This is a genomic window from Bacillus sp. FJAT-18017, assembly GCF_001278805.1.
In the GTDB taxonomy this organism is placed as follows: Bacteria; Bacillota; Bacilli; order Bacillales; family Cytobacillaceae; genus Bacillus_D.
The window spans coordinates 4,230,876-4,256,214 of sequence record NZ_CP012602.1; the positions used below are offsets into that span (position 1 = coordinate 4,230,876).

The following is a 25,339-nucleotide window of genomic DNA, read 5'->3' on the forward strand; positions in this document are numbered from 1 at the left end:
TCAATGACCTTTTTTTTCAAAGAAGGGCTTTGGTCTCCAAATCGTTTATCCCACACTCAATAAAACAGGCCTGGTGCTATCGATAGCACCAGGCCTGTATCCTGGAAACCTTTCTCCTACTTCTCTAGAGGAACTGCCTTTATTCATTATCATTCTTCAAATCGATATAGAGAGTCCCGTCCGGTTGGACTTCTGCGTAAAACACATCCTTTATAGAGTTTACACCCGCGTTATTGAGATGCCTGGTTAGCCAATCTTCATTAGGGCTAAGGCTTGCGAGGTTCTCTTCGTTTAGCTTTCCCTCCTGGATGACTCCGGTGGATAAAGGGAAAATAGGTGCCTTAATCTTGGATGACTGTTGGATGTCTTGTTTCTTAACGACAGAAAGACTCCCATCAAGTTCCAGAATGGCGGATTCCACATCAACTAGAGACGTAATATTTTTCCCTCTAAGCAGGCCTCTTAGTGAATTTATATCTATTGCTGTCTTGCCTAAGGTTTTTTCCATGATTTTTCCTTTGTATATGATTAGCTTTGGCTCGCCTTCAATAATTTTACGGGCTATGACGGATTTAAGGCTGATATAACCTAGTAAGATTGTAAGCAAACCCCAGCCCACAACGCTGAAGACACCGTGTCCAATTTTTAGAGTCCGGTCAGTGACGAGGCTGGCGGCAATATTTCCAATTGTAATAGCGGTAATAAAAGTAAAAACATTTAACTTTCCTATTTCCTTTTTTCCCATAACCCGTGTAAGAACAAGCATTATGAAAAAGGCCAGTATGAGTCGAATGGCTACTTCAGTGTATGTCATGCGGGCCATCAACCTCCTTACTAACTCCGTAATATCTTTACTTCGTGTCAAAAAACATTTTAAGCTTGTGGTCGCATTGGTAGCTTATCCCTATTGTTAGATTATTTTAGTGGAATAATTCTTTAAAAGGTTGATTGCGATTCACAGGGATATCGCTTTAGGAGAAAAGGAATGGATTCTATAACTATTTACATAGAAACCATAGATTTCCCCCTTTGTATTTTTCGGAATTTTTTTAAAATAGTTTTATCCTCGAGGGAATAGGGTAGAAGAAAATATTATTCGACAATCTTCTTGGATTCGATAGACATTAGGCCAGTCAATCCGACATTGTCGAGAACTTTTAACTTTTTAAAAAGGGTGGGATTTGGTGGAAGACCTGGTAACTTGGCTGAATGGATATGTTTGGAGTTCATGGCTGGTTTTTGCATTTTTAGGTATAGGCTTGCTTTACACGATTTTAACCCGTTTTGTCCAAATTCGATATTTTAAAGATATGATAAAGCTGACCTTTGAAGGTGGCGGGTCTAAAGCCGGTGTTTCTTCCTTCCAGGCATTAGCAATGTCATTAGGAAGCAGGGTCGGTACAGGGAATATAGCGGGCGTTGCCACTGCAATCGCATTCGGCGGACCTGGAGCTGTCTTTTGGATGTGGGTCGCCGCCCTATTGGGAAGTGCCACTTCATTTATTGAAATCACTCTCACACAAGTGTACAAAAGGAAAATAGATGGCCAGTATCGTGGAGGGACACCATTTTACATAGAAAAAGGATTGAAGTTAAAGTGGTTTGCAGGTGTCTCAGCCGTGTTAACATTAATCGTTATGAGTTGTTTATGGCCAGGTATCCAGGCGAATACGGTCGCTTTAACAATGGATAACACGTTTGGAATACCACCCGCAGTTACTGGGGCGTTAATCGTTGTGTTACTGGCAGTCATTATATTCGGCGGTGTGAAGCGAATAGCGAAAGCTGCCGAGGTCATGGTGCCGTTCATGGCGATCGGTTACATATTAATGTCACTAATCATCATTGGCTTAAATTATTCACAACTACCCGATGTTCTCTCACTTATTTTTACAAGTGCTTTTAACTTGAACTCGACTTTCGGTGGACTGATGGGTTCTGCGATTGCCTGGGGGGTTCAAAGAGGCGTTTATTCGAATGGAGCAGGGCTAGGCAGTGAAACATTCGAAGCGGGTGCCGCAGAGGTTTCTCACCCAGCAAAACAAGGACTTGTACAGGCTTTCAGTGTGTATATTGATACTCTTATCATTTGCCCGGCTACGGCTTTCATGATTCTGATTACCGGAATGTATGATGTGAAGCCGGAAGGAATGGCTCCGATTACAAATAAACTTGGGAATACTGAACCTTCTGTTTATACACAGCTTGCTGTCGATTCAGTACTGCCTAGATTTGGATTAACCTTCCTGGCTATCGCATTGTTCTTTTTCTGTTTTACAACTCTTTTGTCCTACTATTATAAAGCGGAGACTAACCTCGCATTTCTTACACGCCATAAAAAGTTGAAATCAAATTGGCCGAATTATCTTTTAAAAATTGTCATATTAGCGGCTGCATTTTATGGCAGTGTCAAATCAGCATCTGCTGTATGGGCAATTGGCGACTTAGGCATGGGAACGATGGCCTGGGTGAACTTAACTGTGATCCTGCTATTGACCAAACCTGCTTTGAAAGTCCTCAAAGACTATGTCAGGCAGAGAAAAGCAGGGAAAGATCCTGTGTTCAAGCCTGAAACAGTCGGAATCGAAGGCGCAGACTTCTGGGAAGAAAAATATAAAGAGCCCAAGCACCCTAAACTTGATAATAGGAAAACTGTTTCGATTTAATTAGTAAGATGATTTACCGAATAACAGTCTCCCTTTAAAGTAACGGGTTCGAAATGCAAAGAAAATCAGCACAATGGAAGCTTAGGGCTTATAGCTCTGAGCTTTCTTTGTGTAAGCACATCATTTAAAAGAACTCGTAACATGAGGTCCCTAAAGAGGATAATGCTTGTTACCACAATGGTAAAGGTTGCTAGTCCCCCGCCACTTCTTTAATATAAATATAAAGTTAGTATGTAAAAGGAGGCAAAAAAATGAAACTAGGGGCATTTTCTATAAGTTTAAACGTAAAAGACATTAATGTTTCAAAGGCATTTTACGAAAAACTAGGATTTCAATCTTTTGGAGGTGACATTACTCAAAATTGGCTCATTATGAAGAATGAGAATTGTATAATTGGTTTATTCCAAGGAATGTTTGAAAAGAACATTCTTACCTTTAATCCAGGATGGAATGAAAATGCCGAAAATCTTGAATCATTTACAGATATTCGGGAAATTCAAAAACAACTTAAGGCAGAAGGAATAACCATGCTCTCTGAAGCAGATGAAGCAACTACTGGACCCACACATTTTATTATTGAAGATCCAGATGGCAATCAGATCCTTGTTGATCAACATCGATAGTTAACGGAATCACTTATGACCTTTTAGGCAGCAGGATACTTATCAGTAATGCCCTTTATAAAGCCTTTCTCCTATGATTAGTACATAACTAAATTGGGTGAAAGGCTTTTAGATTCCCAGTTGTTAAACAAGAGATATTGGAATTACTCCTTTTCTGCTATATTTTTCAAATTCATAATGAAATAATAATTTCCTAATAAACTGAGATATAAAAGTGGATACACTAAGGCAGAATACAATAGATTCCAGTCACTATGATAAAAAAGATCTGTCTTTACTGCGATCCATTCATAAAAAACAGCCAAGGCAGAACATATAACTATATACATACCCTTTTTCAAAAGAGTTTGATGAATTGGGTATAAGTTAAGAAACATGATATTTACAGCTGGATATATCCCAAAGGTAACACCCAACATCTCCCAATTTACAACTTTCGGTTCGAAATATCCGTATAACCCATATTTCACGTCCAAAAACATATCAACTAGTAAATGTAATCCTATTGCAAATAATGATGTGGTGTACATATCTACTTTCAAAAGTCTCTTCGGAATAAAGTAAACGATGCTGTTGAATATTAATATCGAGATAATCATAAGTAACATAAAAGGCTTTCCGCCCTTCTGGATAGTTTATGTAATAGTATGTTTTCCTCAAATTCATATAGTATTAATACTATCCTTAAATCTTTAATCGATATCCCCCCTTCAGCTATAATTTTTCACCGAACCTTCCTACTTCAGTTTTAACCTTCATTAAATATTATCGTACATTTTAATATAATTTTATTATTTGGACATTTATAGCTGACCCTGAAACAGATACTAAAGTACCGGGTACAATTGTAAATATTTCTGTGGATAAACTCCTACATTTATTCACACATTTTTCCTCATCTCTCTACATCTGCTTAATAAGGTATTTACATCTCTCTTTTATACTGGTCATGTAAGCAAATAAGGGTTGAAGGAGATGAAGATGATGATGAAGAAATTGATTAAACCATTGGTTGGGTTAGGAATTGGCTTGACGCTATTTTTACCGGCAAATCAGGGAGCTTATGCAGCTGAAACAATTGGGGAATTACGGAAGGTAGACAATGTTGCTCACCGGGGAGCATCCGGCTATGCGCCTGAAAACACGATTGCGGCGTTTGACAAGGCTGTTGACATGAAGGCGGACTACATAGAGATTGATGTCCAAATGAGTAAGGACGGCGAACTTGTGATTATTCACGACACCACTGTTGACCGGACAACCGATGGTACCGGCAAGGTTAAGGATTTAACATTTGAAGAACTTAGGAGCCTTGATGCCGGCAGCTGGAAGTCACCAGAATTTAGTGGCGAGAAGATCCCTACTTTTGATGAAATTCTCGACCGCTACCGCGGGAAAATTGGTGTTTTAATAGAATTGAAAGCCCCTGAGCTTTATCCTGGAATCGAAGAAAAAGTGGCAATCGAGCTTATTGAAAGAAACTTGAACAAGCCGCAAAATGAAAAAATCATCATCCAATCCTTTAACTTTGAATCAATGAAAAAAATGGATAAATTGCTTCCTACAATACCAATTGGTGTTCTAACGTCTTCAGCGAAACACACGACCGAGCAGGCATTGCAGGAATTCGCCCAATATGCCGAGTACTTCAACCCTAGCTATGGACTCGTTTCCAAGGAATTAGTGTCCAATGTCCATGCCCTTGATATGAAGATTGGTTCTTGGACGGTCAGGAGCCAAGAGGCGGCTGACTTCCTGCTTGAGATGGATGTTGATGCCATCATCACAGACTTCCCTGATTATGTGGATCCGAGAAATTAGTTATCAAAAGAAAGGCCCGGCGGCTTAGCAACGGATTTTGTTTTCGGGGGCTTTCTTATTAAAAGACACCAGAAAGGACGTATGAATTGACATACGTCCTTTCTTTATTTATCAAGGTTTATAGGAATTTCGATTAACTTTGGTAGAGCAATGACATCATCATTATGATGGTCAATAAGTATTGTACAATGCAGTGCTGATTTGAGTGCCAATTTTATTGATCTTTGGAAAAGCTGTTGATTCCAACATTTAGAAATAACAGGGTCCACACTTATCCGTTGAAGAGTCAGGTTAAGCTCCGAGCAGATAAATAGACGGAAAAATTCCGCTTAATTAGTAATTATGATTAGAAAAAGCTTAAATAGATGGAGAGAATCCGTCTATTTACTCAAAACACATAAAAATGTGGGCTTTTATTTAGAATAACCGGAAAATCTCCGCTTAACATACACCGATACGAGCTCCGTTCGCCGTCTAAGCGGAAAATCTCCGCTTATTTTATTTTCGCTGGTTACCTCTAGACAGTATCAATGTCACAATTTAATTCTCCCTGTTAGTAACGGGCTGCTTCCAAAACATCGTGATTCCTACTCCAATAAAAATCACCACGGTTGCAAAGTAGTATGGGTAGTTAATATCGATATCAAATAACATCCCCCCTAGAATTGGACCGGTTATGTTAGCCAAGCTGGTAAACATTGAGTTCATCCCGCCAATAAATCCTTGCTCATTCCCCGCGATATTCGATAGATAGGACGTTATTGCTGGACGGAATAAGTCGAACCCCACAAAAACAATAAAGGTTACAAGTAAAATCGAGAAGTAAGAGTGAACAACGGTCATTAAAAAGACAAGAATAGCTGATACAATCAGACTATAGCGAATCAGTTTTATTTCACCCCAAATACGGGTTAACTTATCAAACAAAATGACCTGCGCGATAGCACCAAAAATGGCGCCGCCAGTAATGACTATAGCTATATCAGCAGGTGTAAACTGAAATTTATGATCTACATACAAACTAAAAAATGATTCAAATGCTGCCAAACCGAAGGAAGCTATAAAAATCAAGATAAAGGCAAAGAAATAGTTGGGTTCAAGAATAAGTTTGAATCCACCTTTTCTTTTACCAGTTTGTTCAGTAGTACTTTCCGGACGTGCTGGCTCAGTTAATACTATAAGGGAAAGAACAGCAGCGAATGTGCCAAGGGCACCCGCAAAGAAGAATGGTACCCGTACTCCAATCTCAGCTAAAAAGCCTCCTATCCCCGGTCCAATAATAAACCCCGTACTGATGGCTGCAGACATATAACCAAGAGCTTTGGGACGTGTTGCCGGGGTCGTAATATCTGCTATGAAGGCTGTCACTGCCGGCATAATCAGGGCGGCACTTATTCCTCCCATTATTCGCGAAATAAATAGCACTTCTATTTCCCGCCCTAATCCGAATAAAAATTCAGATAAGCCGAAAATAAATAAGCCGATTACGATTATGATTTTCCTGCCAAACCTATCCACGGCTTTCCCCGCAAACGGAGAAACAATAAGCTGGGCAATCGCAAAGGCTGCTGTTAAATATCCTATTGTTGTACCGGTAATACCCAGCTCATTCATAAGAGTTGGCATTACCGGAATAATAAGTCCAATTCCTAAAAATGCAATAAATAAATTGAGAAGTAATAATCCCAAGGTGAATTTACTATTTTTCATTCTTCCACATGCTCCTTCAACCCCACTGCGTTTTACTGCAACTTTATATAGCTACTATACAGTTAGTAATGAAGCTAAACAAATGAATAAGAACAATAGAGGTTTATTTTTTCTATTGCGAACAATTTGAATGTACTCATTCGATTTTCGTGTGAATTTGTAATAATTTTCTATTACAATCAACATGCTTTGACAACACCGCAATCTATCAACTTGCTTCCAAGGAACTGGTATCCAATGTCCATACTCTTATGAAAATTGGTTTTATACGGTCAGGCCCCAAGAGGTGGCCAGCTTTCTGTTTTAAATAAAAAAATACTGATACCCAGAACAATTTTAACTGCAGGAACATAATCACCGCTGTTTCATAAAATAAACCAAAACTTTGCCAGGGGTTGTGGACCATGATGAACCAGCTACCAGTTAACAATGAGAAAAGCGCAGAGATCCTGCGGCTTGAAAAAGAAGTGGCCCTGGGGTTATGGGTTCAGGTAGTCGGCCACATTATTGAAATAAAAGGCTTAACCGGGCTCCTTCAATCGGAGAAAGATGAGAGTCTAACAGGTGAACAACAAATACTGACTGGTGTCTGGATTAAAACAATTGGACACATACTGGAGGCTATTTCAGTAACGAGGCAAATATATGAAACAGACATTTTGAAATTGATACAGGAACAAAAAATTGCGATTACCGGAGACATTCTTACGGCAATTGGATCAGTAGTTGAAGCAGATGGGGGAATTCAGGTGCTTAATGAAGAAAACTTAGAAGTTACCCGGATTATCCCATAGTCATCATCAAGAAGAGCTTGTTGCATTGAAGCAGCAAGTTTTTTCGCCTTTTTTAACATATAATTCCACCCCTTTGCAGGATAACCTACCCTTTAAAAAGAACTTAACAACGTAGTAGGTCATGCAAAATATAAGGGGGTATTCGAATGTGGCCTTTTAAGAAAAGACAAAAGGTGTCGGGGTCTGGGGCACCGGTATATAAGTACGAATCGAAGGAAACGAAATTCGAAGGGGTAAGGGATTATGATTTCGAGGCTAAGGAAAAATTCGAGCATCATATTGAGACATACATAGGAAAAATCAATGGCGTTTTTCATGAGATTGTTTCAAATCTAGTCCATCTTGATGTCTATCATGTTGCACCAACCCCTGAAAAGCCATTTCATACACTTGTGACTCATGGGATGAGTGACCTGGCAATGGACGTTCCTCCAGGGGCTGAAGATTGGAGGTTTGCTGAATTGGTATGCTTTTTGCCGAAGGAATATGATATATCGGATGATGCCTTCCAGGATGACCGCAATTATTGGCCGATTGGGAACTTGAAGTTTTTAGCAAGATTTCCCCATGAGTACAATACATGGCTTGCCTATGGCCATACCCTTCAGAACGGCAACCCAATCCAACCCTTCACTAGCGGGACAAAGTTGTGCGCGTCTCTCTTGATTCCGCCGACCATTGTTGATGGCAAGTTTTTTTCATTGAAAGTTAGAGATGACAAGAACATCTTCATCTACAATGTCATGCCGATTTACAAGGAAGAGATGGACTACAAGATGGAACATGGCGTCGATAATCTATGCGAGCGATTCGACTTGTTTGGGGTGAATGATATTTATAATTTAAACAGGATGAATACGTGTAAATAGCATGACGGAGTGAAGACAAACGGGCCTGGAACTTTTAAATGGTGCCAGGCCTGTTTGGTTTTTCGGATGAAAAAGTGCTATCTAATCCACTTAGTCACGTTCTGAAACGGGTTCCTCTTCCCCTCAGGAAGAGCCCGTTTCGGATAGCCAATATAAAGAAATCCGAGAACCTCACCATTCTCTGACAAACCGAAAAATTCTTTCATCAACGGGTCATACGTTGGTGCACCTGTCCGCCAGTATCCCGCCAGACCCAGGCTATGGGCGGCCAAAAACATATTTTGAATGCACGCATAAACCGCTCCGTATTCTTCGAGCTGAACTACTTTCGGATCCGTTGCCGGTTCAGCTGCCACTGCGATAACAACTGGGGCGCGATAAGGCTTTTTTAATTCCTTATCGAGTTTGGCTGCATCGGCCTCCCCATTTTTTTCTGCAATTTTTACAAAGACCTCTGCCAGTTGTTTTCTCCCCTCTTCCACCAGGACAAAGAAGCGCCAAGGCTCTGTCCTGAAATGGCTTGGAGCCCAAGTTCCAGCTTCAAGAATTTGTTCAATAAGTGATTCCGGCACCGCCTCATCCTTCACAAGCCCAAAACTTCTCCTAGTTTTAATTGCTTCCAGAACATCCATCCGTTTCTCCTCCCTCTTTCATAGTCGTTCAGGATCCTAATACAAGTGTATTTTTAATAGGTAAAGAATTATTCTTTCGTCACTCTAAAAAACTATCAATATTCCCAACGAAAAAAGCTTGGTACTTATCAAAAGCACCAAGCCTGTATAATCTGATTCCCCCGGCAAACCAGAACCTTCCCTACAGCACTTTCCCAAGAAAGGCTTTGGTTCGTTCGTGCTGGGGGCTGCCGAAGAGGTCTTCGGGTTTGCCCTGTTCGACAATGTAGCCGCCATCCATGAAGACGACACGGTCGGCAACTTCACGTGCGAATCCCATTTCGTGGGTAACGACGACCATGGTCATGCCTTCTTTTGCAAGCTGCCTCATAACATCTAGTACCTCTTTGACCATTTCAGGATCGAGAGCGGAAGTAGGTTCGTCAAACAACATGATTTTCGGCCTCATTGCTAGCGCCCGGGCGATAGCGACACGCTGCTGCTGGCCGCCTGACAGCTGTTCAGGATAGTTGTCTGCTTTCTCAAGCACCCCAACTTTCTCAAGCAGTTCAAGTGCGAGTTTCTCCGCTTCCTTTTTGGGCGTTTTTCGGATAAGCATTGGCGCCATAATAACATTCTCGAGAATCGTCATATGAGGGAACAGGTTGAATTGCTGAAACACCATCCCAACCTCAGTCCGGATGTCATTGATATCCGTATCCGGGTCGTTTACTTTCATCCCTTCCACATAAACGCTGCCATCGGTGATTTCCTCTAGCAAATTGATGCAGCGCAGGAAGGTACTTTTTCCAGATCCTGAAGGGCCGATTACACAGACAACTTCCTTTTCATGGACATGGTAATCAATGCCCTTCAACACTTCCAATTTACCAAAATACTTATGCAGGTTTTCCACTTTGATCATTCGCCAAAACCTGCCTTTCTGTTCTTTTGCGAGGGTTATAGTGATTGCTGGTCCGCTTCTCCACATAAGCAACCAATTTTGTCACGAGATAGGTAAGCATCAAGTAAAGTGCTGCCGCGACCAGGTATGGCTCCCAGAAGCGCTGGTATGCCCCTGCCACAATCTTGCTGGCATAGAGAATATCATTTGCAGCAATGACCGTAACCAGTGAAGAATCCTTCAGCAAGGCAATAAATTCATTGCCAAGCGGCGGAATCATCCGGCGGAACGCCTGAGGCAATATAATTTTTCGCATCGCTTGATTGTGAGTCAGCCCCAAGGAACGGGCCGCCTCCATCTGCCCTTTATCAATCGACTGGATACCGGCGCGGATGATTTCAGCGTTGTACGCGGCACAATTAAGGACAAGTGCCGTAATCCCTGATACCATATATCCGAACGATTGTCCGAAAACCGCCGGGATGACCGCGAGATGGATAATTAAAATTTGCACGAGCATTGGGGTGCCCCGGAATAGGTCGACATAAAGCTTCGACGGCCAGTAAATTAGCTTTCGTTTCGATGTCTCACCAAGGCCGATTAGTACTCCTAATACAATGCCCCCAATATAACCGCTAACTGTTAAGACAATCGTAACCCAGATACCACGTATGAAAAAGTCACGGTAGTTCCAGATCATGTCCCAGCGAAAATCAAGGATGTCCAACTGAAACACGCTCCCGCCTATTCAAGTTTTTGTCCAGTAATTTCTTCTAGCTTTCCGTTTTCCTTGATTTTCTTAAGGCCTTCATTTAAAAGATCCAATACTTCCTTGTTGCCTTTCTTAACCATGATGCCGTAGAATTCTTTCTCGAAGCTAGGATCTTCAATAACTTTCAGTTTGGCATTTTTATTGTTTTTCAAATATTCATAGACAACCGCGTTGTCACCGATAGCGGCTTCCGTTGAACCATTAATGACCTCCTGCATTGCTGCCGGCTGGCTTTCATAAGCGAGAATGTCCGGGTTGCTTTGACCGAGTGCCTTCTGCGCGGCTTTGTGTCCTGTTGTATTAATTTGTACGGAAACCTTCTTGCCTTTAAGGTCTGCGACTGATTGAACGGCAGAATCCTCTTTAACAACAATGACAAGGTTAGCCTGATAGTATGGCTCCGTAAAATCATACGTTTCTTTCCGTTCGTCTGTAATCGTAATGCCTGAAACACCAAAGTCGAGCTCACCATTGGTGATTTGCTGGAATAGCGGCTCCCAGCCAACATTGTTCAATTCGTACTCAAAACCCGCCTCTTCGGCGATGGCCTTAAGCACGTCCACATCGATTCCGACGATTTCCCCTTTGTCATTCATCGATTCAAATGGTGCGAAAGCGGCTTCTGTTCCACCAGACAGCTTCTTTTTACCGCCAGAACCGGATGTAGCTGACTCCTTGGTTCCACACGCAGCCAAAATCAGTGATATTGCCAGCAAAATGGTTAATAGTATTCCTCTCTTTTTGGACATGAAGATCCCCCTTGTTTTCGTATTGTTTCAGTTTATGACATTTTAGTTCATGTTAGAATTATACAAATTTCAGAATATTATTTCAATGTATAGTATTCGGAATTATTAAATTATTTTAAAAATATTTTGGTGTTTTGCAGTTTTCACACCGGAAGATGCACACAGGCCAGGTATGTGTGCGGCACAGCCAATTTGAAAAGCGGTAGTGAAGGTATTGTGGGAATAATCGGACAGTGCCTGCCACTCCCCGCTTTTTCTTATTTCACGAATAAAAAAAGACAGGTGGTTTCCCCTGTCTTTTTTGCCTTAATATTCCTGAATTTGGTTTGACAGCTGATTTTTCGGAATAAATTCGCTTACTGCTCCGGATATGTTTCTTTTAAAAACTTTACAGATTCAGTAATTAGTTCTTTTAACACATCCGTGTTAATATCAGCGACTTTGTTTATGTACACGCATGCTTTCCCGGATGTATGTTTACCGAATTTTCCAAGCAGTTCATCACGCTTCGTTTCACCAGGCGCGAAATAGAGGCTGATTTTTGCTTTACGCGGCGAGAAGCCGACGAGTGGTGCATCGCCCTCATGACCAGTTGCGTATTTATAATGATACATCCCAAAGCCAATGATGCTCGGGCCCCACATCTTTGCTTCATGACCAGTCGTTTCTGTGAAAATGTCGAGAAGTTTATATGCATCCTCGCGTTTTTTCATATTGTCGACGGCTTCAATGAATTCAATGACACTGCTATCCGTTTCTTTCGTTTTAAGCTCGTACACGTGCCCAACCTCCTTTTATTCTTCTCTTTTCAGATGTATATAGGAATCTATTCCTTCAAAGTAGTTTGATAATACATTTCTTCGACTATTTTATTTATCGATATCGGTCTTTCCTACTGGATGACCTTCCATTTTTAATTTGAACTTGATAATATGTAACACGATTTTTACACAACTAACCAATCAATAAAGTATTCACATAGAAATTGGACACTCTATACTTAAAACATGTTAAAGGAGAATACAAATTGAAAAAGAAATATGAAATCACCTTCCTTAAAACACTGATTGTGTTTGGGATAGCTTTTTTTTTCAATATTTTAAGGAAACCGCCAATTAAAGACTGGCTGATTGTATTCTTCCTAAAAGGATATATTTCTTCATTCCTGGACGTTATCGTAGTAAAGAAAGGCTACGTGGCCTATCCTGTAAATCTTTTTAAGGCCTTTAACATAAGTGTTGTTTTCAGCTACCTACTCTATCCTGTTATTTGCGTATATTTTAACAAGGCAACCAAACAGTCGAATATTTTAGTTGTTCTTTTTAAAAATGTACTGTTCACAACCCCAATGGTACTAGCGGAAACATGGCTCGAAAAACACACAAATCTGATCAAATACAAAAAAGGCTGGAACTGGCGGCATTCATACGCATCCATCTTCGGCACCTTCCTTGCCGTACGAACAATCGCCTACATCATAAACACGATTGCTCGCAAAAAGATTTAGGGGTCTGACCCCTACCCCAATGGGTATTCCTATTCATGAAGCCATGTTTCTGCTTTTTGTTTGATTTTTTCTTGGAGGTTTGCGGAATGCATGACGTCATTGCTGGCGAGCCTTACGTAGGCGGATGGAAAGAGTTTTTTCAAGGATGAGTAGTAATAGGTCCCGTCCTCTGGTTCCTTGTAATCCGTTACACTATACTTGTTTCCCTGTTTTTTCAGCTTGATTAATGCGGGCAGGGAATGGCCAGCCTGTCCTTCGCTGCCAGTCGCTTTGTTAAAGCCCTCGTATAGCGACCACATATAGACATGTGTGATTCCGCCCACTTCCCTTGTACCATAAATTTTATGGACTTCAAACTGTTTTTCGGTATCCAAATAGACAGAGGTATATTTTTTCACGATGTACTCCGATATCACTTCATGCATTTCTTCCGTAACGTGTGCATCCCCGTTAATAATAGCCCCTTTACTGCTGCCGGTAAGAATTAAAAACGAAAAGATAAGGACTAACATTTTTAAACTTATTGCTCTCACAGTAACCCATCCTCCTATAGATTTTTGCGGGTCGGTTCATATTAGTTGTTTATGTTTAATCATAACATGGCGAGGGTCGCCATTCTGGTCGGCTTCGTTTCGGAGGATTTCATAGCCGTTCCTCAAATAAAAGGAGACTGCCCCGTAATTTATGCCGCTAGCCTGGAGAACGAGATATCCTGGTGCATCCAGGCCTTGCTCAAAGTGATCGAGCAGCGTTTTTCCGTACCCTTTCCCCCGCAGCTCTTTTGCTACATACATTTGTGACAAATAAGCACTAGAATCCTTGTACTGGGCAAGGTAAAACCCGGATACCCCGCCCTCTTCTAAAAGGACATAGGATCGCCACTCCGAATTGAATAAGGCTTCCTCATACCAAGATAGGATAATATCGTAAAACTCATTATCAAAAACCATATTCCTAAAGTTAATTCTGTAAAGTTCTTTTTGGGCCTGGAGGATTTTCGGTAAGTATGAGATGTCCAAGGGTGCAATCATATAAGGAATCTCCTTTAACTATGTAGTTTCGTTGTTTGTATGAACCTAGAGTCTGCACGTTGTTACATTACAACAGGCTGATTCTCCTCTGCAGCTTTTTTAACTCGTTCAACAAATTCGACGACAACCTTATCACTAGAAAATAGCAAGAACAGCTTAACAAACCACTTGAGTGGATCATTCGTGGTTGTGTATGTAAACGAAGTCCGGTCCCTATCGAGTTTTTTCAATTCATAAGCTGCGGTAATGTCAAACATGTTTCCTAGATTGAAACCAACCTTCAGCCTTTTGTGGTCTGCGGTATTCTTGTATTCCAGGGTCGTCACGTCGTATTCCATGACCCGCTTTCCTTCCTTATACTTTTGGCGGTAAACGCTCCCTACACCTTCTTCAGTGACCTTAATTGGCGTATTCTCGACCACCTGGGGCATAATTTTTTGCATGTCTTCCAGGGACCCGTTCAGGAATGACCAAACATGCTCTATTGGCGCATTAATTTCGATAGATTTTGTCCAGCTTTTCATTGCCATCACCTCTTCTAAAAGTATGATACCATTGGATACAGCTTGTTAATGTAAGTATAATATATATGTACATCCTGGGAGGGAATTATTATGATAAAACAAATTGCAACAGTTGCTGTGTACGTTGAAGACCAGCAGAGGGCAAAATCATTTTGGTCCGAAAAAGCCGGCTTTGATATTATTGCCGAACATCCCATGGGGCCAAACGCATTCTGGCTTGAGGTTGCCCCTAAAGGTGCCGAATCCCGCCTAGTCATTTATCCAAAATCGATGATGAAGGGTTCAGAATCCATGAAAGCATCGATTGTCTTCCAATGCGACGATATCACATCCACCTATGAAACAATGAAAGCGAACGGCGTCGAGTTTCTTGGCGAGCCCCAAACAATGCAATGGGGCACCTTCGTATCCTTCAAGGACGAAGACGATAACGAATATTTATTAAGGCAATAACCGTTATAGCAGCAGGTTCCTGGATGGGCCCGCTGTTTGTTTGTTTCGAATTGTTTCCTGTGATGTGTGGCAGTTTGCATAGTTTGCCAAATCTTGCACACGCTATTGACGTGGAGGTGATTGAGATGGCAAACGGACAAAATCGCCAGGGCGGCGGACAAGGAAATGGCAATAACGGCCAAAATGGCGGACTAATGGATAAGATGCGCCAGGGCTTTGAAAATGTCGTCGACGCAATTACAGGTGACGATGAAAACAAAGGCGGCGGACAAAAGAACCGCAACAACCAAAACCGCTAAGCGGTTTAACAAAAGCGCCACTGAGTGGCGTTTTTTGTTGGAATATTAATTCGGAATTTACACAACCTACCAGTATCAGGAGGTGAAGTTATGGCGAACCAACAGAACAAAGGAAATCAGGACAATCAAGTTGCTGAAGGAATCAAAAATACGGCTGGGGCTGCTTTCCATGCTGCCCACAATGCACTTGAAACAACCGAGGATGCAGCAATGAATGCAGTAGATGCTACTGCCAACGCGGTTAACAATACTGCCGAAAACGCACGAAACATGATGAGAAACAACAACGAACAGTAAAAGACGCCTTTTAAAGGCGTTTTTTTATTTATCTTCCAGTTTTTCACCGGTGAAGATTTCGTAAAGCTCAGCTGATTCACTTGCAGGCAGGTGAACGTACTTGCTTGAATCGGTTGTCAGTTCTAGCCTGTCATTGCCTGGGCTGATCCAAACCATATAGGCTTGCACTTTCGCATCAACATTATCATATTCGAAGGCAAACATGTAGTCAGCAGGGCGGACCATGCTGACTTTGGCATTCTCCCAATCTGCTTCATCAAGTATTTCCCTCGCCTTTTTTACTTTTTCGCTTTCAGATTCTTCTCTAAAGTTCTCATAGGCAGAGTCAATCTCTCCATCTGCGTGCTTAAGAACATCAATCCTTTTTTCCTCCAGGAAGGCTTCCCTGAGGCAACCGCCCAGTATTAACAGGAGCATTGTTATGATAGCAGCTTTTCCATATTGCATATAATCCCTCCTGCTTTTATAGACTCACTCATTGCTTTTGAAAAAGTAAGGTCCAAGCCAGCCGGTTTCATGGGTTTTTACATATGTCCAGCTGAAATCCTTATCGACTACATAGACGTCGTATTCATTTTTCAAATCGTCAGCGCTAAGACGCTTTGCATTTTTTAATATGAGTCCCTCGTCCGAGTTCTGATAAAATACATAGCAGGCATATTTCCGCACAGCATTGAAGGCTTCCTCAGCTGGGCGGCCTTCCAGGCAAGCTTTTTTTCCATAGCTGAAAACATGCCAGAGAAAGCCGCTTGAATTGCCTTTGTCGTACAAATGAATAGAGCGTTTTTCTTGTAAGCTTAAATGTCCGGCAAACTGTTCCTCCCAGCGCTTCCGCAGCAGATTCCCCATGTCTTCAGCTTCCTCAACTTCAACATCCTTATAAATTAATCTCGTTAATAATTCCATCTAAATATGCCCCCATTCTGCTTTCCCGAGATGGACCGTGGTTTCTGTCTATCGATATAAGACGTCAGTTTACTAACCTATACATGAGGACATCATCTACATAAGTGGTTTCATCCATCTTGTATTCTTTGATCTTTCGTCCTTCCTCAATAAAGCCCATGCTTCTGTAAAGAGAGATAGCCCGGTAGTTTGTTGAAAAAACCGCTAAACAAACTTTTTCAATCATTGGGTTCTGTTCGGCCCAGTCGAGCAGCGCTTTGACGAGCATCTTACCTATGCCAAGATTTCGGTAGCCGTCCTGGATCACAATTCCCATATAGCCGGTATGTGCCATGCGCTTTCTTTGATGGGCATAAAAGACCACCCAGCCTACCACCTTTCCAGCGGCTTCGGCAACGATCATAATTTCCCGGTCACTGGCAACGAGCTTCCTCAGACTATCCCTCTGCTCTTCTACCGTTCTTGTAAACTCATCGGAAACAGGCGTAAGATAGAGTCCTTCTGCGATAACGGATTTATGTATGTTAAGGACTGTTTCCGCATCCTCTAGTTTGGCAGGACGGATGATGATTTTCGGTTCCATCAAATACTCCTCCAGACTTTCATTTGGAATCTAAAATTATTAAGCTCCCTCTTTCTTGACTTTCGTATCCTTTTTAATACTTTTCGAAAGCATACGTATATCCCATAGCTCTTTTTTTATAAAATTTATCATGTATATCAAAACAGTTAAAATCGCTGTAAGCAGCAGGATGATAATGACGCCCAAAAAGAAAGCTTCGTCTCCACCTCCGCCACCAAACATTACCCCAATAGCAAACCCTAAAATATTTATGCCGAATAATATCCCCAAAAAAATAGCTATGTATTTCCCCATTAAACTTCACTCCTTTACGTTGTTTAGATGTTTTGAACTCTCTTAAAATGAAGGCAGCGCCTTATAAAAAGTACGTACGCAAAATTGACTGCTCCAAAATCCGGTATCACGCAGGAAAACAACGAACCAGCCTTCCCCTGAACAATAAAACTGCCTTTACTTTCCTTTATTCAGAAAATAGTGAACTTTCTTCCAAGATACCATGAATTGGATTATAATGGAATATGGTACGAAATGTTTTGCTTCCCGGGGGAGGAACGTGATGAATAAGATCGTAAACAGATACATAGGGATGATTGTGGTTGCTGCCCTATTTGCAGCAGGGATGATGTTTTTAAATAAAGAAGCAGAGGAAGTAGCCGGGAAGCCAGCAATAGACAAGCAACTTGAGAATATCGAAGCATTTGGGAGGCTGTATGGTGCTGTCCGCTTTTTCCATCCCAGCGATGAAGCAGCGGCGATTGATTGGACCCGATTTGCAATATATGGTGTAGGCAAAGTGAAGGTTGCCGGGAACGAAAAACAGCTGAAGGAAGCACTTGAAGAACTGTTCTTGCCAATTGCGCCGACACTTGTTATCTATGAAAAAGGGAAAAAGCCCGTGCATCCCAAAATAAAGAAATCGATCCAGGTCCTTGCCTGGCAGCATTATGGCCCACCAGGTCTTGATACCACGCATTTCTCGAGTATGCGTGTACCTGCCGTAATTTCTGAAGGTGAACCTGTGACAGGTGATAATAAGCTGTTTGAAGAATATCCGCCTATCAATAAAAAAATTGACCGACGGCTCAGTGAGGGACTGCGTTACTCGCTGCCCGTCGTCCTTTATCAGAAGGATGGTAAGACAGTCGGAAGTACGACCAAGAGCAGTCAGGGTTTCGAAAACTTGAAGAATAAAATCGATGATATGGACCCAAACATGACAAGTGCTGATGAGGATGTCCGCTTGGCCGGTGTAGTTGTGACCTGGAATCAGCTCAGTTACTTCCATCCGCACGTCGGAAGAGCTGCTGGGAATCTCGAGGATTTCGGCATAGCCCTTAAGGAGGCCTTTGACGACAAGACACGAGCGGACTATCTCACAACGTTAGCCCAGTTGATGGAGCTTACCGAGGATGGTCACGCGATGTCTTCTCTTGTTCAGTCCAGGATTGTCGGTTCACGGATTCCATTGGAATTAGAAATTGTAGAGGGGGAACTTACGATTACTGCCGCCAGTGATGGTATTGACTTAAAAGCTGGGGACATTGTTGAAACAGTCAATGGCCATGAGGCAATCCCCTTTATCGAAAAAGAAGCTGCCAAATTACCAGGCTCCCCCCAGTTCAAGCAATGGATGGCGATGGACTCCCTCCTGTTCCTTGAAGAGCTTAAAATGACCGTTAACCGTAATGGGGCAATCCATGAAACGGCTGTCAGCTCAGGAAATGGCGGTTTTGTCGATGAATACGGGCACAATCCCTTTCAGGAACTCGAGCCTGGTATCTTTTATATTCACCTTGCGGGCAATGTTTTCCATGAAATTGAGCAGAACCTGGATGAATTGAGCAAAGCAAAAGGCATTGTATTTGATGCACGCGGAGGAATTTTCCTCGAAGATAAATTGAAGGATCTTATTGGCCACCTGACCATAAACCCAGTTCAAGGCCCTAAGTGGAAGATTCGCCAAACGACCGTTCCCGGTGAGAATATGGCAACATTTGATGGTGGCCATGATACCATCCAGCCGTTGAAGCCATTTTTCCAAGGGAAACTCATCTTCCTAGCATCAAAGAAATCCTATGGTCCCACAGAGCAACTGCTTTCCTTTGTAAAAAATAACAGGCTCGCTAAAATTGTCGGGGAGCAAACTGCCGGGATGCCTGGGGAAGTTCAAACTTATCCTATCCCCGGAAATATTAAAGGAATTATGACTGGCGTTGAAATCAGCCAGGCTGACGGGACACCAATTTATGGAGTCGGGATTAAAGAAGACATAACGGTCACCCGGACTTTTATAGACGTCAAAGCCGGAACCGATGAATATTTGCAAACAGCAATGGGGTTGATTCGATGAAAATGGTCTTTGCCGTCAAAGGTGTGATCGTCCATGATAACAAGGTGCTGATTGTCCAGCGTTCAGCATATGACGAGGCAGGCGCGGGGACGTGGGAATGCGGAGAAGAATGATTTAGCAGAATTGCTCTCGCCTGGCATCCTAAATGATTTTTATAAAAATAATGTTCTTGATGAAATTTGGAGGAGCGATAAATATGCAGTATAAAACATCATTGGAGGGAATCACTCCGGACATGATTGGCGGATTTTTCGTCGGCTGGCCAAATCCGCCGGCAGTGCCGACTTTTTTAAAATTGCTCGAGAATAGCTACCGGGTTGTCGTGGCTATTGATGAGGGCCAAGTGGTCGGGTTCATAACCGCCATTAGCGATGGAGTTTTATCAGCCTATATTCCGCTTCTGGAAGTTTTGCCTGACTATCAGGGACATGGGATTGGCAAGGAATTGGTCAAGCGGATGCTGGAAGAGCTTGGTGAGATTTATATGATCGATTTGCTTTGTGATCCGGAACTGCAGCCATTTTATGAATCGGCTGGAATGAGGCGGGCAACCGGAATGATGGTGCGAAATTACAATAGGCAGTCCGGGGTATAGTGATCTTCCAATAATTTTTGAGGCACCGCTGCTTGCTGCGGTGCTTTTTAAATGTGTGGGCTGTGGTTGGACCGATAAATTTCTAATTAGACCGATAAAAATTTTCCTGGACCGATAAATTTTTTATTAGACCGATAAACCAGAAAAATGTTCTATTAAAAGAACAATTAGACCCCCTCCATGATTTGCTGAAACGGTTTACGAATGAAACCAAAGCGGAAATAAGGTACTGAGGCAACTGACTTTAAGAATTGTAGATTGTTGGAGACTCGGGTACAGTTGCCCGCTATGGAGGCGAGGAATTTGTCATCCTGCTGCAAGACGCAACGAACCGGGCTCACCTATACTGTTATCTCCCAAAACTCCCGATCCTCGAGTACCAAATCATATGGGTCCTTCAGGTCCGTCCAGCGAACGGATCTTCTTTTCTCTAACGGCTTATTCTCCCACCCATTCAGGGATGTGAAATATTCCAGAGTGCCGCTTGTTTGAATTGCTTTTTCCATATAATCATACAGAATCCTCAGGCACTTCTCTTCGCCTGGCGTCCCCTTCAATCGGTATTTAAAAGGAATATGATTTGCATAGGCGGCCACCTGATAGTCGTAGGAAAAGTACTGGCTGTATGAAAACTTTTGCTTCAGTCTGGGGTCATAATTGTTCTCAAAGGCTAAATGGATGAAATCCAGTTCAGTCCTAAAGATGATAGGATTTCCCGGATAAACGGGGTTTTGGCCATAAGAACCCTGGGGCAGCTTTACCGGTGAGGCTAAATAAATGTATTGAGTCATGAAACGCCACTCCTTTCAAGAAAAGCGCAAGCGCCTGGTCAGCGCCGTATGGACTCCTCGAAAATCCTCATTACGCTATCGCGTAATTTCGTGCGATGTATTTTCGGGGGAGCTTTCCTTGTGCTATCACTTTTTCTTCGTGCGATGCTGATGCTGCCGAAGCCTTCCTTGTGGAGGGCCTCGAAGGAGATAAAGGAAACACGATGAGCCTAAGCGAATCGATGTTGCCTTATCGTAACGAGGGGACCGAAGTACACTAGGCGCTAGGCGCTGGAGCTAGACAATTTTAAAAATATTCCCCTACCTCTTTTGAACCCTTTACCACTAATACCTTTTCTTTATATCTGGCATATTTGGTGAAAAAGTTCGGTTTTCCAACCGCTTCGAAGTGTTTATTCCATTTAAACATCTTGAAATAAATTTCCCATGTCGGTGTGTAATGAGATTGTTCCAGCCTAAGCTTTTGCCGGGCGAATCTTTTAGTTATTCTCCATTTTTTAACCATGTTGGAAGGGTCTAAAAAGATAATCACTTCCGCCCGTTCGAAACTCTCAGATACCCAGTCCTCATTATGAACACCTTCCACTATCCATGTATCGTGTTGTTGGATTTCTCGTAAAATATCTTTTGCTTCTGCTGCAGAACGCCTTCGGTCACCAGCTGGGCTCCTCTCGTGTACTACATTATCAAGTTCATAGAATGGAATGTTTAACTTCCGAGATAACTTTTTAGCTAAAGTCGTTTTTCCGCTCCCTACCGAACCGATAATATGAATCTTTCGTGGGACCTCTCTCATGGCGACCCTCCGGAACTATTTTAATTTTTCGTCAATTATACTAAACTAGAAATAACAAGGAAACGTCCAGGAGGAAAAAATGAAACAAGTATTTCGCGCTCTCGTTTGGTCAGCGGTTTTACATCTGCTATTTTTTGCAGGAGTAATTGCCGTCGGTTACCTAAAAACAATATCCCATCAACCTGACATTGCGGCTAAGTATGATGATGTAATATTTTTACAAAATAATATCACCTTTGGCAGCACGATCTCTCCGCTGTTTTTCCTGGCAAGCTATCTCTCGCTGGCGGCCGGACTCGCGGTTCTTCTTTTTATAAGAAAAAGGTTAATGGATTCCCTTCCCTATCGTAATCATTAACATTGCATTTAAATACGGGACTTTATAAGAGGTGAACTGCTTGAATTTACATTATCAAGAGTATGGCGATAAGAAAGCTCCATTACTAGTATTTTTGCACGGCGGTGGAGTATCCAGCTGGATGTGGGATAACCAAATACACTATTTCAGTCATTTTCATTGCATTACAATAGACTTGCCAGAACAAGGGAAAAGCAATTTAACTGAACACTTTTCTATTCAAAAAAGTGCACAACGAATAAATGATTTCATTGAAAAAATAGCAAACGGTAAAACCGTAACTGTTATTGGATTTTCATTGGGTGCGCAAGTAACAATTCAAATGTTAAGTTTGAATCCGAATTTGGTTGATTATGCCGTCATAAACAGTGCATTAGTCAGACCAAATTCCTTTTTTAAAAAAATGATCAGACCGTCTATTAAATTAACTTTTCCATTAATTAAAAATAAATCTTTTTCAAAACTTCAAGCAAAAACACTCTATATTGATGAAAAATACTTTGAAACCTATTACAAAGAAAGTTCTCAAATGAAACCAGATACACTTATTAGAATTTTAGAGGAAAATATGTCGTTTGAAATACCAAATGATTTAAATAAGGCAACCGGCAAGATTTTAGTGACAGTCGGTGAAAAAGAAAAAGCAGTCATGAAAAAATCAGCAAAAGATATAGTTTCAAGTAATCCAAATTGTACAGGAATCATAATCCCCAGGGTTGGTCACGGAATACCCCTAGTGGACCCCGCTTTTTTTAATCAAATGGTAGAAAAGTGGATACTGGAAGGCACATTGCCACGCGAAGTAATAACACGGTGACTAAAAGAAAGGCCTTGTTCTCGTAAACAATGGCATCCATATGTAGAGTTCTCATTCTTAAATTTCTAGTAAAATTTTTATATTTTTTTCAAAAATGTGGTTTAAAAAGATTTGAGGAGGGAAAATAGGTAATGTAGCGACGCAGGACAGGGATAGCCGGGAATGTGATGGTTAATGGTAGCAGTACATTAACAAAGAGTTAATGTAGATCGGTTATCTAGTGTTGTTGCGATCGTTTACTTTGGAGAAAGATTTGCTTTCTCGGGTGAGTATTGTTGGTCGCCCGGCGGCCGAAGTTGGGTCCGCCTAAGGTATATTTAGCAGTGGCTGCTAAATAAGGGCAGGGTATGACTGCTGAATAGGGCAAGTCTACTCCTCAAATTCCCGGTAGGACGGGAATGGAGAAAGCCTGAACCGAGCCGGTACGGGCTTTTTTCATGTAAAAAAACTGTTTCAACATTTAACTTGCTGTAAAAACAATAATGAAATCCAATAAAAAAGGAGCCATTCTCTCTAAACGCGAGAATGGCTCCTTTCTTTCGGCATGAATAACGTTACAAAAAGGATGAACCATTGTCTGCCACTTCTCTCGCATTCCTTAAAATGGCCAAGGACAAGTAAAAGCAATTTTAATAGGGATTTTGATGAAATTCACTACTTTCCAGGTGATTTTCCGGTGCAAATGAAGGTAGTTCCCCAATGATTGCAGAGCTGTATTTCCTAGAAGGAATGCAGCTTATTTGACTTCAGTTAACACTGTCTGTGTGTGCTTTCACATCTTAGACAAGAAGCTTTGACAGCTTTTTGAATAGATCCCCAAAGCCCTATTCACATGGTGTTTACCGGAGTATATTTACAGTGTAAACAACGTATTTAAAAACAAAAGGAAATGGGGAATCATTCATGTTTAACAAATTCTTAAGGGAAAACAACATTGTTGCTGCTCTGCTCGCTTTGCTTCGTGTGTATCTCGGTTATGCCTGGTTCACTGCAGGCCTTGGTAAAGTAACTGGAGGATTCGATGCTAGCGGATTCATCAAAGGTGCAATTGCCAATCCGGTAAAAGGCCCGGACGGCGGTGTTGTGTACGGGTGGTATGTAGACTTCTTGCAAAACGTTGCTCTTCCAAACATCGACTTGTTCAACGTTCTTGTTCTTTGGGGCGAACTGCTAGTAGGACTTGGCCTCATGATTGGCTGCTTGACTACTGCGGCAATGTTCTTCGGTCTTGTAATGAACTTCGCGTTCTTCTTTGCTGGAACAGTCAGCCATAACCCTACTGACATCCTGTTCGGATTCATCCTGCTGGCTGCTGGTGCAAATGCTGGTAAATACGGCCTTGATCGCTGGGTACTTCCTTACATCAACAAAGCAGTATTTAAAAAAGAACAACCTCAAAACTAATATAAAGGCGGAGTCCTCCCCCTTCTCCCCTTTAACAACCCTTCAAAAATGGAGGGTTTTTTTGTGGATAAAATCATAGCCCTAATATAGTTTCATCCCCCACTTACTGCCAAAAGGATGTGAAAATTTAATCATGTAAAAAAACTCATACAAAAAGCGTCGATCTCAACTGACCAACGCTTTCTGCTGTATGGGAAACTGAAGCACTAATTCTTCATTTTCGGGTCAAGGGCATCCCTTAATCCGTCTCCCATCAAATTAAATCCGAGTACGGTGAGCATGATGGCAATCCCCGGAAAGAATAAGGTCCATGGGGCTTGCATCAAATAATTTTTCGAATCGGCGAGCATCTTTCCCCACTCGGGTGTTGGGGCCTGTGCGCCCATCCCTAAAAACCCAAGGGCTGCTGCTTCGATAATCGCAGTTGCAATCGCCAATGTCGCTTGGACGATTACCGGAGAAATGCTGTTTGGCAATACATGTTTTAAAAGAATCCGGGAATCCTTCATCCCAATCGCCCAGGCTGCCATGATATACTCTTCCTGCTTGACACTGAGTACCCTGGAGCGCACAATCCGTCCAAAGTTTGGGATATTGATGAGCGCAATCGCAATTAGGGCGTTTTGTAAAGACGGTCCTAAAATTGCGACAACGGCAATCGCCAATAATATGCTTGGAAAAGCAAGCATGATATCAAATATCCGTGAAATAATCGTGTCAACCCAGCGCCCATAGTAGCCGGAAACAATCCCGAGCAGTGTACCAATGATCACAGAACCCAATACAGAGGAAAATCCCACCCATAGAGAGATTCTTGCCCCATAGATGACCCTTGAAAAAATATCACGGCCAAAGTCATCGGTTCCAAACCAATGCTTACTTGACGGCGCTTGCATTCGCTCCGCCAACACCTGATCCTTAAAGCTATAAGGCGAAATTACAGGCGCGAGAACAGCAATAATAATAAAAAATACAACAATGCTTAAGCCGATAATAGCCAATTTATTTTTATAAAAGGATTGCCAGGCTTCCTTCCATGGAGGTACCAACTTATCCTCCTCGGCGATTTTTGGGATGTCAGCAATATTTTTTGCCAATTCTGCCATAGT

At 41.9% G+C, this 25,339-nt stretch carries 32 protein-coding genes; 14 read left to right on the forward strand and 18 right to left on the reverse strand.

What is annotated here, in order from left to right:
- Nucleotides 1-139: 139 nt before the first annotated feature.
- Nucleotides 140-814, reverse strand: coding sequence for a YetF domain-containing protein (locus AM500_RS19645; protein WP_053601806.1), 675 nt, complete (start codon nt 812-814; stop codon nt 140-142).
- A gap of 370 nt (nt 815-1,184) precedes the next feature.
- Here AM500_RS19645 and AM500_RS19650 point away from each other — a divergent pair, with 370 nt between their 5' ends.
- On the forward strand, nt 1,185-2,666 hold the full coding sequence (locus AM500_RS19650; RefSeq protein ID WP_053600746.1) for an alanine/glycine:cation symporter family protein: 1,482 nt from the start codon (nt 1,185-1,187) through the stop codon (nt 2,664-2,666).
- A gap of 251 nt (nt 2,667-2,917) precedes the next feature.
- On the forward strand, nt 2,918-3,289 hold the full coding sequence (locus AM500_RS19655) for a VOC family protein (RefSeq protein ID WP_053600747.1): 372 nt from the start codon (nt 2,918-2,920) through the stop codon (nt 3,287-3,289).
- Between the two features lie 143 nt (nt 3,290-3,432).
- Here the strand turns inward: AM500_RS19655 and AM500_RS26460 are convergent, their stop codons facing one another.
- Nucleotides 3,433-3,897 carry a CBO0543 family protein gene (locus AM500_RS26460; protein WP_053600748.1) on the reverse strand — a complete coding sequence of 155 codons (465 nt, stop codon included), beginning with the start codon at nt 3,895-3,897 and terminating at the stop codon, nt 3,433-3,435.
- Nucleotides 3,898-4,273: 376 nt separating this feature from the next.
- Between AM500_RS26460 and AM500_RS19665 the strand changes: the two genes are divergently transcribed.
- Complete coding sequence (locus AM500_RS19665) at nt 4,274-5,110, forward strand: glycerophosphodiester phosphodiesterase (RefSeq protein ID WP_053600749.1); 837 nt, start codon at nt 4,274-4,276, stop codon at nt 5,108-5,110.
- Between the two features lie 540 nt (nt 5,111-5,650).
- Here the strand turns inward: AM500_RS19665 and norA are convergent.
- Complete coding sequence (gene norA / locus AM500_RS19670; RefSeq protein ID WP_053600750.1) at nt 5,651-6,820, reverse strand: multidrug efflux MFS transporter NorA; 1,170 nt, start codon at nt 6,818-6,820, stop codon at nt 5,651-5,653.
- Nucleotides 6,821-7,224: 404 nt separating this feature from the next.
- Between norA and AM500_RS19680 the strand changes: the two genes are divergently transcribed.
- Both AM500_RS19680 and AM500_RS19685 read left to right on the forward strand, forming a co-directional pair.
- On the forward strand, nt 7,225-7,614 hold the full coding sequence (locus AM500_RS19680; RefSeq protein WP_053600752.1) for a hypothetical protein: 390 nt from the start codon (nt 7,225-7,227) through the stop codon (nt 7,612-7,614).
- Nucleotides 7,615-7,760: 146 nt separating this feature from the next.
- Nucleotides 7,761-8,483 carry a suppressor of fused domain protein gene (locus AM500_RS19685; protein ID WP_082347309.1) on the forward strand — a complete coding sequence of 241 codons (723 nt, stop codon included), beginning with the start codon at nt 7,761-7,763 and terminating at the stop codon, nt 8,481-8,483.
- Nucleotides 8,484-8,560: 77 nt separating this feature from the next.
- Here AM500_RS19685 and AM500_RS19690 read toward each other — a convergent pair whose 3' ends face one another.
- The 5 genes from AM500_RS19690 to AM500_RS19710 all read right to left on the reverse strand — a co-directional run bounded on the left by AM500_RS19690 (nt 8,561) and on the right by AM500_RS19710 (nt 12,298).
- On the reverse strand, nt 8,561-9,115 hold the full coding sequence (locus AM500_RS19690) for a nitroreductase family protein (protein WP_053600753.1): 555 nt from the start codon (nt 9,113-9,115) through the stop codon (nt 8,561-8,563).
- Nucleotides 9,116-9,296: 181 nt separating this feature from the next.
- Complete coding sequence (locus AM500_RS19695; protein ID WP_053600754.1) at nt 9,297-10,019, reverse strand: amino acid ABC transporter ATP-binding protein; 723 nt, start codon at nt 10,017-10,019, stop codon at nt 9,297-9,299.
- Nucleotides 9,994-10,725, reverse strand: a complete 732-nt coding sequence (locus AM500_RS19700) for an amino acid ABC transporter permease (RefSeq protein ID WP_053601808.1) — start codon at nt 10,723-10,725, stop codon at nt 9,994-9,996. Before AM500_RS19700 ends, AM500_RS19695 begins: the two co-directional genes overlap by 26 nt.
- 17 nt (nt 10,726-10,742) lie before the next feature.
- Nucleotides 10,743-11,519, reverse strand: coding sequence for a basic amino acid ABC transporter substrate-binding protein (locus AM500_RS19705; RefSeq protein ID WP_053600755.1), 777 nt, complete (start codon nt 11,517-11,519; stop codon nt 10,743-10,745).
- A gap of 356 nt (nt 11,520-11,875) precedes the next feature.
- Nucleotides 11,876-12,298, reverse strand: coding sequence for a DUF1801 domain-containing protein (locus AM500_RS19710; protein ID WP_053600756.1), 423 nt, complete (start codon nt 12,296-12,298; stop codon nt 11,876-11,878).
- A gap of 248 nt (nt 12,299-12,546) precedes the next feature.
- On the opposite strand from AM500_RS19710, the gene AM500_RS19715 reads away from it, so the two are divergent.
- The gene (locus AM500_RS19715) at nt 12,547-13,026 is read left to right on the forward strand and encodes a CBO0543 family protein (RefSeq protein WP_053600757.1); all 480 of its coding nucleotides are present in this window, start codon (nt 12,547-12,549) and stop codon (nt 13,024-13,026) included.
- A 29-nt stretch (nt 13,027-13,055) separates the two neighbouring features.
- Here the strand turns inward: AM500_RS19715 and AM500_RS19720 are convergent, their stop codons facing one another.
- The 3 genes from AM500_RS19720 to AM500_RS19730 form a co-directional block, all read right to left on the reverse strand.
- The gene (locus tag AM500_RS19720) at nt 13,056-13,559 is read right to left on the reverse strand and encodes a hypothetical protein (RefSeq protein ID WP_053600758.1); all 504 of its coding nucleotides are present in this window, start codon (nt 13,557-13,559) and stop codon (nt 13,056-13,058) included.
- A 36-nt stretch (nt 13,560-13,595) separates the two neighbouring features.
- Nucleotides 13,596-14,057: a GNAT family N-acetyltransferase gene (locus tag AM500_RS19725; RefSeq protein ID WP_053600759.1), complete on the reverse strand. Its 462-nt coding sequence runs from the start codon at nt 14,055-14,057 to the stop codon at nt 13,596-13,598.
- 62 nt (nt 14,058-14,119) lie between these two features.
- Nucleotides 14,120-14,581, reverse strand: coding sequence for an SRPBCC family protein (locus tag AM500_RS19730; RefSeq protein WP_053600760.1), 462 nt, complete (start codon nt 14,579-14,581; stop codon nt 14,120-14,122).
- A gap of 90 nt (nt 14,582-14,671) precedes the next feature.
- On the opposite strand from AM500_RS19730, the gene AM500_RS19735 reads away from it, so the two are divergent.
- From AM500_RS19735 to AM500_RS19740, 3 genes are all read left to right on the forward strand, one after another.
- Complete coding sequence (locus AM500_RS19735) at nt 14,672-15,034, forward strand: VOC family protein (RefSeq protein ID WP_053600761.1); 363 nt, start codon at nt 14,672-14,674, stop codon at nt 15,032-15,034.
- Nucleotides 15,035-15,159: 125 nt separating this feature from the next.
- Complete coding sequence (locus AM500_RS25625) at nt 15,160-15,333, forward strand: hypothetical protein (protein ID WP_156319862.1); 174 nt, start codon at nt 15,160-15,162, stop codon at nt 15,331-15,333.
- Nucleotides 15,334-15,423: 90 nt separating this feature from the next.
- Nucleotides 15,424-15,630: a hypothetical protein gene (locus AM500_RS19740; RefSeq protein WP_053600762.1), complete on the forward strand. Its 207-nt coding sequence runs from the start codon at nt 15,424-15,426 to the stop codon at nt 15,628-15,630.
- Between the two features lie 24 nt (nt 15,631-15,654).
- Here the strand turns inward: AM500_RS19740 and AM500_RS19745 are convergent, their stop codons facing one another.
- The 4 genes from AM500_RS19745 to AM500_RS19760 all read right to left on the reverse strand — a co-directional run bounded on the left by AM500_RS19745 (nt 15,655) and on the right by AM500_RS19760 (nt 17,413).
- Nucleotides 15,655-16,077 carry a YhfM domain-containing protein gene (locus AM500_RS19745; protein ID WP_053600763.1) on the reverse strand — a complete coding sequence of 141 codons (423 nt, stop codon included), beginning with the start codon at nt 16,075-16,077 and terminating at the stop codon, nt 15,655-15,657.
- 24 nt (nt 16,078-16,101) lie between these two features.
- Nucleotides 16,102-16,536: a DUF4275 family protein gene (locus tag AM500_RS19750; RefSeq protein WP_053600764.1), complete on the reverse strand. Its 435-nt coding sequence runs from the start codon at nt 16,534-16,536 to the stop codon at nt 16,102-16,104.
- Nucleotides 16,537-16,600: 64 nt separating this feature from the next.
- Nucleotides 16,601-17,119 carry a GNAT family N-acetyltransferase gene (locus AM500_RS19755; RefSeq protein ID WP_053600765.1) on the reverse strand — a complete coding sequence of 173 codons (519 nt, stop codon included), beginning with the start codon at nt 17,117-17,119 and terminating at the stop codon, nt 16,601-16,603.
- A 39-nt stretch (nt 17,120-17,158) separates the two neighbouring features.
- Nucleotides 17,159-17,413 (reverse strand): hypothetical protein, encoded by a 255-nt coding sequence (locus tag AM500_RS19760; protein WP_053600766.1) that lies wholly within the window; start codon nt 17,411-17,413, stop codon nt 17,159-17,161.
- Nucleotides 17,414-17,675: 262 nt separating this feature from the next.
- On the opposite strand from AM500_RS19760, the gene AM500_RS19765 reads away from it, so the two are divergent.
- Together AM500_RS19765 and AM500_RS19770 are read left to right on the forward strand one after the other, a co-directional pair.
- Entirely contained in the window at nt 17,676-19,469 is a 1,794-nt protein-coding gene (locus tag AM500_RS19765) for a S41 family peptidase (protein WP_053600767.1), read from the forward strand.
- 196 nt (nt 19,470-19,665) lie between these two features.
- On the forward strand, nt 19,666-20,064 hold the full coding sequence (locus AM500_RS19770) for a GNAT family N-acetyltransferase (RefSeq protein WP_053600768.1): 399 nt from the start codon (nt 19,666-19,668) through the stop codon (nt 20,062-20,064).
- A gap of 341 nt (nt 20,065-20,405) precedes the next feature.
- Here the strand turns inward: AM500_RS19770 and AM500_RS19775 are convergent, their stop codons facing one another.
- Together AM500_RS19775 and AM500_RS19780 are read right to left on the reverse strand one after the other, a co-directional pair.
- On the reverse strand, nt 20,406-20,855 hold the full coding sequence (locus AM500_RS19775; RefSeq protein WP_053600769.1) for a hypothetical protein: 450 nt from the start codon (nt 20,853-20,855) through the stop codon (nt 20,406-20,408).
- Nucleotides 20,856-21,141: 286 nt separating this feature from the next.
- Entirely contained in the window at nt 21,142-21,651 is a 510-nt protein-coding gene (locus AM500_RS19780) for an AAA family ATPase (protein WP_053600770.1), read from the reverse strand.
- Nucleotides 21,652-21,730: 79 nt separating this feature from the next.
- On the opposite strand from AM500_RS19780, the gene AM500_RS19785 reads away from it, so the two are divergent.
- The 3 genes from AM500_RS19785 to AM500_RS19795 all read left to right on the forward strand — a co-directional run bounded on the left by AM500_RS19785 (nt 21,731) and on the right by AM500_RS19795 (nt 24,230).
- Nucleotides 21,731-22,009, forward strand: a complete 279-nt coding sequence (locus AM500_RS19785) for a hypothetical protein (protein ID WP_053600771.1) — start codon at nt 21,731-21,733, stop codon at nt 22,007-22,009.
- A gap of 40 nt (nt 22,010-22,049) precedes the next feature.
- The gene (locus tag AM500_RS19790) at nt 22,050-22,826 is read left to right on the forward strand and encodes an alpha/beta fold hydrolase (RefSeq protein ID WP_053600772.1); all 777 of its coding nucleotides are present in this window, start codon (nt 22,050-22,052) and stop codon (nt 22,824-22,826) included.
- Between the two features lie 903 nt (nt 22,827-23,729).
- A complete protein-coding gene (locus AM500_RS19795; RefSeq protein WP_053600773.1) occupies nt 23,730-24,230 on the forward strand; it encodes a DoxX family protein in 501 nt (166 codons plus the stop codon).
- A gap of 206 nt (nt 24,231-24,436) precedes the next feature.
- On the opposite strand, the gene AM500_RS19800 is transcribed toward AM500_RS19795, so the two are convergent.
- Complete coding sequence (locus tag AM500_RS19800; protein ID WP_053600774.1) at nt 24,437-25,336, reverse strand: ABC transporter permease; 900 nt, start codon at nt 25,334-25,336, stop codon at nt 24,437-24,439.
- Nucleotides 25,337-25,339 lie beyond the last annotated feature (3 nt).

Excerpts from the sequence above, each read along its gene's own strand:
- AM500_RS19645 (WP_053601806.1), bottom strand. The coding sequence starts at position 814 with ATGACATACACTGAAGTAGCCATTCGACTCATACTGGCCTTTTTCATA.
- AM500_RS19655 (WP_053600747.1), top strand. The coding sequence starts at position 2,918 with ATGAAACTAGGGGCATTTTCTATAAGTTTAAACGTAAAAGACATTAAT.
- AM500_RS26460 (WP_053600748.1), bottom strand. The coding sequence starts at position 3,897 with ATGTTACTTATGATTATCTCGATATTAATATTCAACAGCATCGTTTAC.
- AM500_RS19665 (WP_053600749.1), top strand. The coding sequence starts at position 4,274 with ATGATGAAGAAATTGATTAAACCATTGGTTGGGTTAGGAATTGGCTTG.
- norA (WP_053600750.1), bottom strand. The coding sequence starts at position 6,820 with ATGAAAAATAGTAAATTCACCTTGGGATTATTACTTCTCAATTTATTT.
- AM500_RS19680 (WP_053600752.1), top strand. The coding sequence starts at position 7,225 with ATGATGAACCAGCTACCAGTTAACAATGAGAAAAGCGCAGAGATCCTG.
- AM500_RS19685 (WP_082347309.1), top strand. The coding sequence starts at position 7,761 with ATGTGGCCTTTTAAGAAAAGACAAAAGGTGTCGGGGTCTGGGGCACCG.
- AM500_RS19690 (WP_053600753.1), bottom strand. The coding sequence starts at position 9,115 with ATGGATGTTCTGGAAGCAATTAAAACTAGGAGAAGTTTTGGGCTTGTG.
- AM500_RS19695 (WP_053600754.1), bottom strand. The coding sequence starts at position 10,019 with ATGATCAAAGTGGAAAACCTGCATAAGTATTTTGGTAAATTGGAAGTG.
- AM500_RS19705 (WP_053600755.1), bottom strand. The coding sequence starts at position 11,519 with ATGTCCAAAAAGAGAGGAATACTATTAACCATTTTGCTGGCAATATCA.
- AM500_RS19725 (WP_053600759.1), bottom strand. The coding sequence starts at position 14,057 with ATGATTGCACCCTTGGACATCTCATACTTACCGAAAATCCTCCAGGCC.
- AM500_RS19730 (WP_053600760.1), bottom strand. The coding sequence starts at position 14,581 with ATGAAAAGCTGGACAAAATCTATCGAAATTAATGCGCCAATAGAGCAT.
- AM500_RS19735 (WP_053600761.1), top strand. The coding sequence starts at position 14,672 with ATGATAAAACAAATTGCAACAGTTGCTGTGTACGTTGAAGACCAGCAG.
- AM500_RS25625 (WP_156319862.1), top strand. The coding sequence starts at position 15,160 with ATGGCAAACGGACAAAATCGCCAGGGCGGCGGACAAGGAAATGGCAAT.
- AM500_RS19740 (WP_053600762.1), top strand. The coding sequence starts at position 15,424 with ATGGCGAACCAACAGAACAAAGGAAATCAGGACAATCAAGTTGCTGAA.
- AM500_RS19745 (WP_053600763.1), bottom strand. The coding sequence starts at position 16,077 with ATGCAATATGGAAAAGCTGCTATCATAACAATGCTCCTGTTAATACTG.
- AM500_RS19750 (WP_053600764.1), bottom strand. The coding sequence starts at position 16,536 with ATGGAATTATTAACGAGATTAATTTATAAGGATGTTGAAGTTGAGGAA.
- AM500_RS19755 (WP_053600765.1), bottom strand. The coding sequence starts at position 17,119 with ATGGAACCGAAAATCATCATCCGTCCTGCCAAACTAGAGGATGCGGAA.
- AM500_RS19760 (WP_053600766.1), bottom strand. The coding sequence starts at position 17,413 with ATGGGGAAATACATAGCTATTTTTTTGGGGATATTATTCGGCATAAAT.
- AM500_RS19765 (WP_053600767.1), top strand. The coding sequence starts at position 17,676 with ATGAATAAGATCGTAAACAGATACATAGGGATGATTGTGGTTGCTGCC.
- AM500_RS19770 (WP_053600768.1), top strand. The coding sequence starts at position 19,666 with ATGCAGTATAAAACATCATTGGAGGGAATCACTCCGGACATGATTGGC.
- AM500_RS19775 (WP_053600769.1), bottom strand. The coding sequence starts at position 20,855 with ATGACTCAATACATTTATTTAGCCTCACCGGTAAAGCTGCCCCAGGGT.
- AM500_RS19780 (WP_053600770.1), bottom strand. The coding sequence starts at position 21,651 with ATGAGAGAGGTCCCACGAAAGATTCATATTATCGGTTCGGTAGGGAGC.
- AM500_RS19785 (WP_053600771.1), top strand. The coding sequence starts at position 21,731 with ATGAAACAAGTATTTCGCGCTCTCGTTTGGTCAGCGGTTTTACATCTG.
- AM500_RS19795 (WP_053600773.1), top strand. The coding sequence starts at position 23,730 with ATGTTTAACAAATTCTTAAGGGAAAACAACATTGTTGCTGCTCTGCTC.
- AM500_RS19800 (WP_053600774.1), bottom strand. The coding sequence starts at position 25,336 with ATGGCAGAATTGGCAAAAAATATTGCTGACATCCCAAAAATCGCCGAG.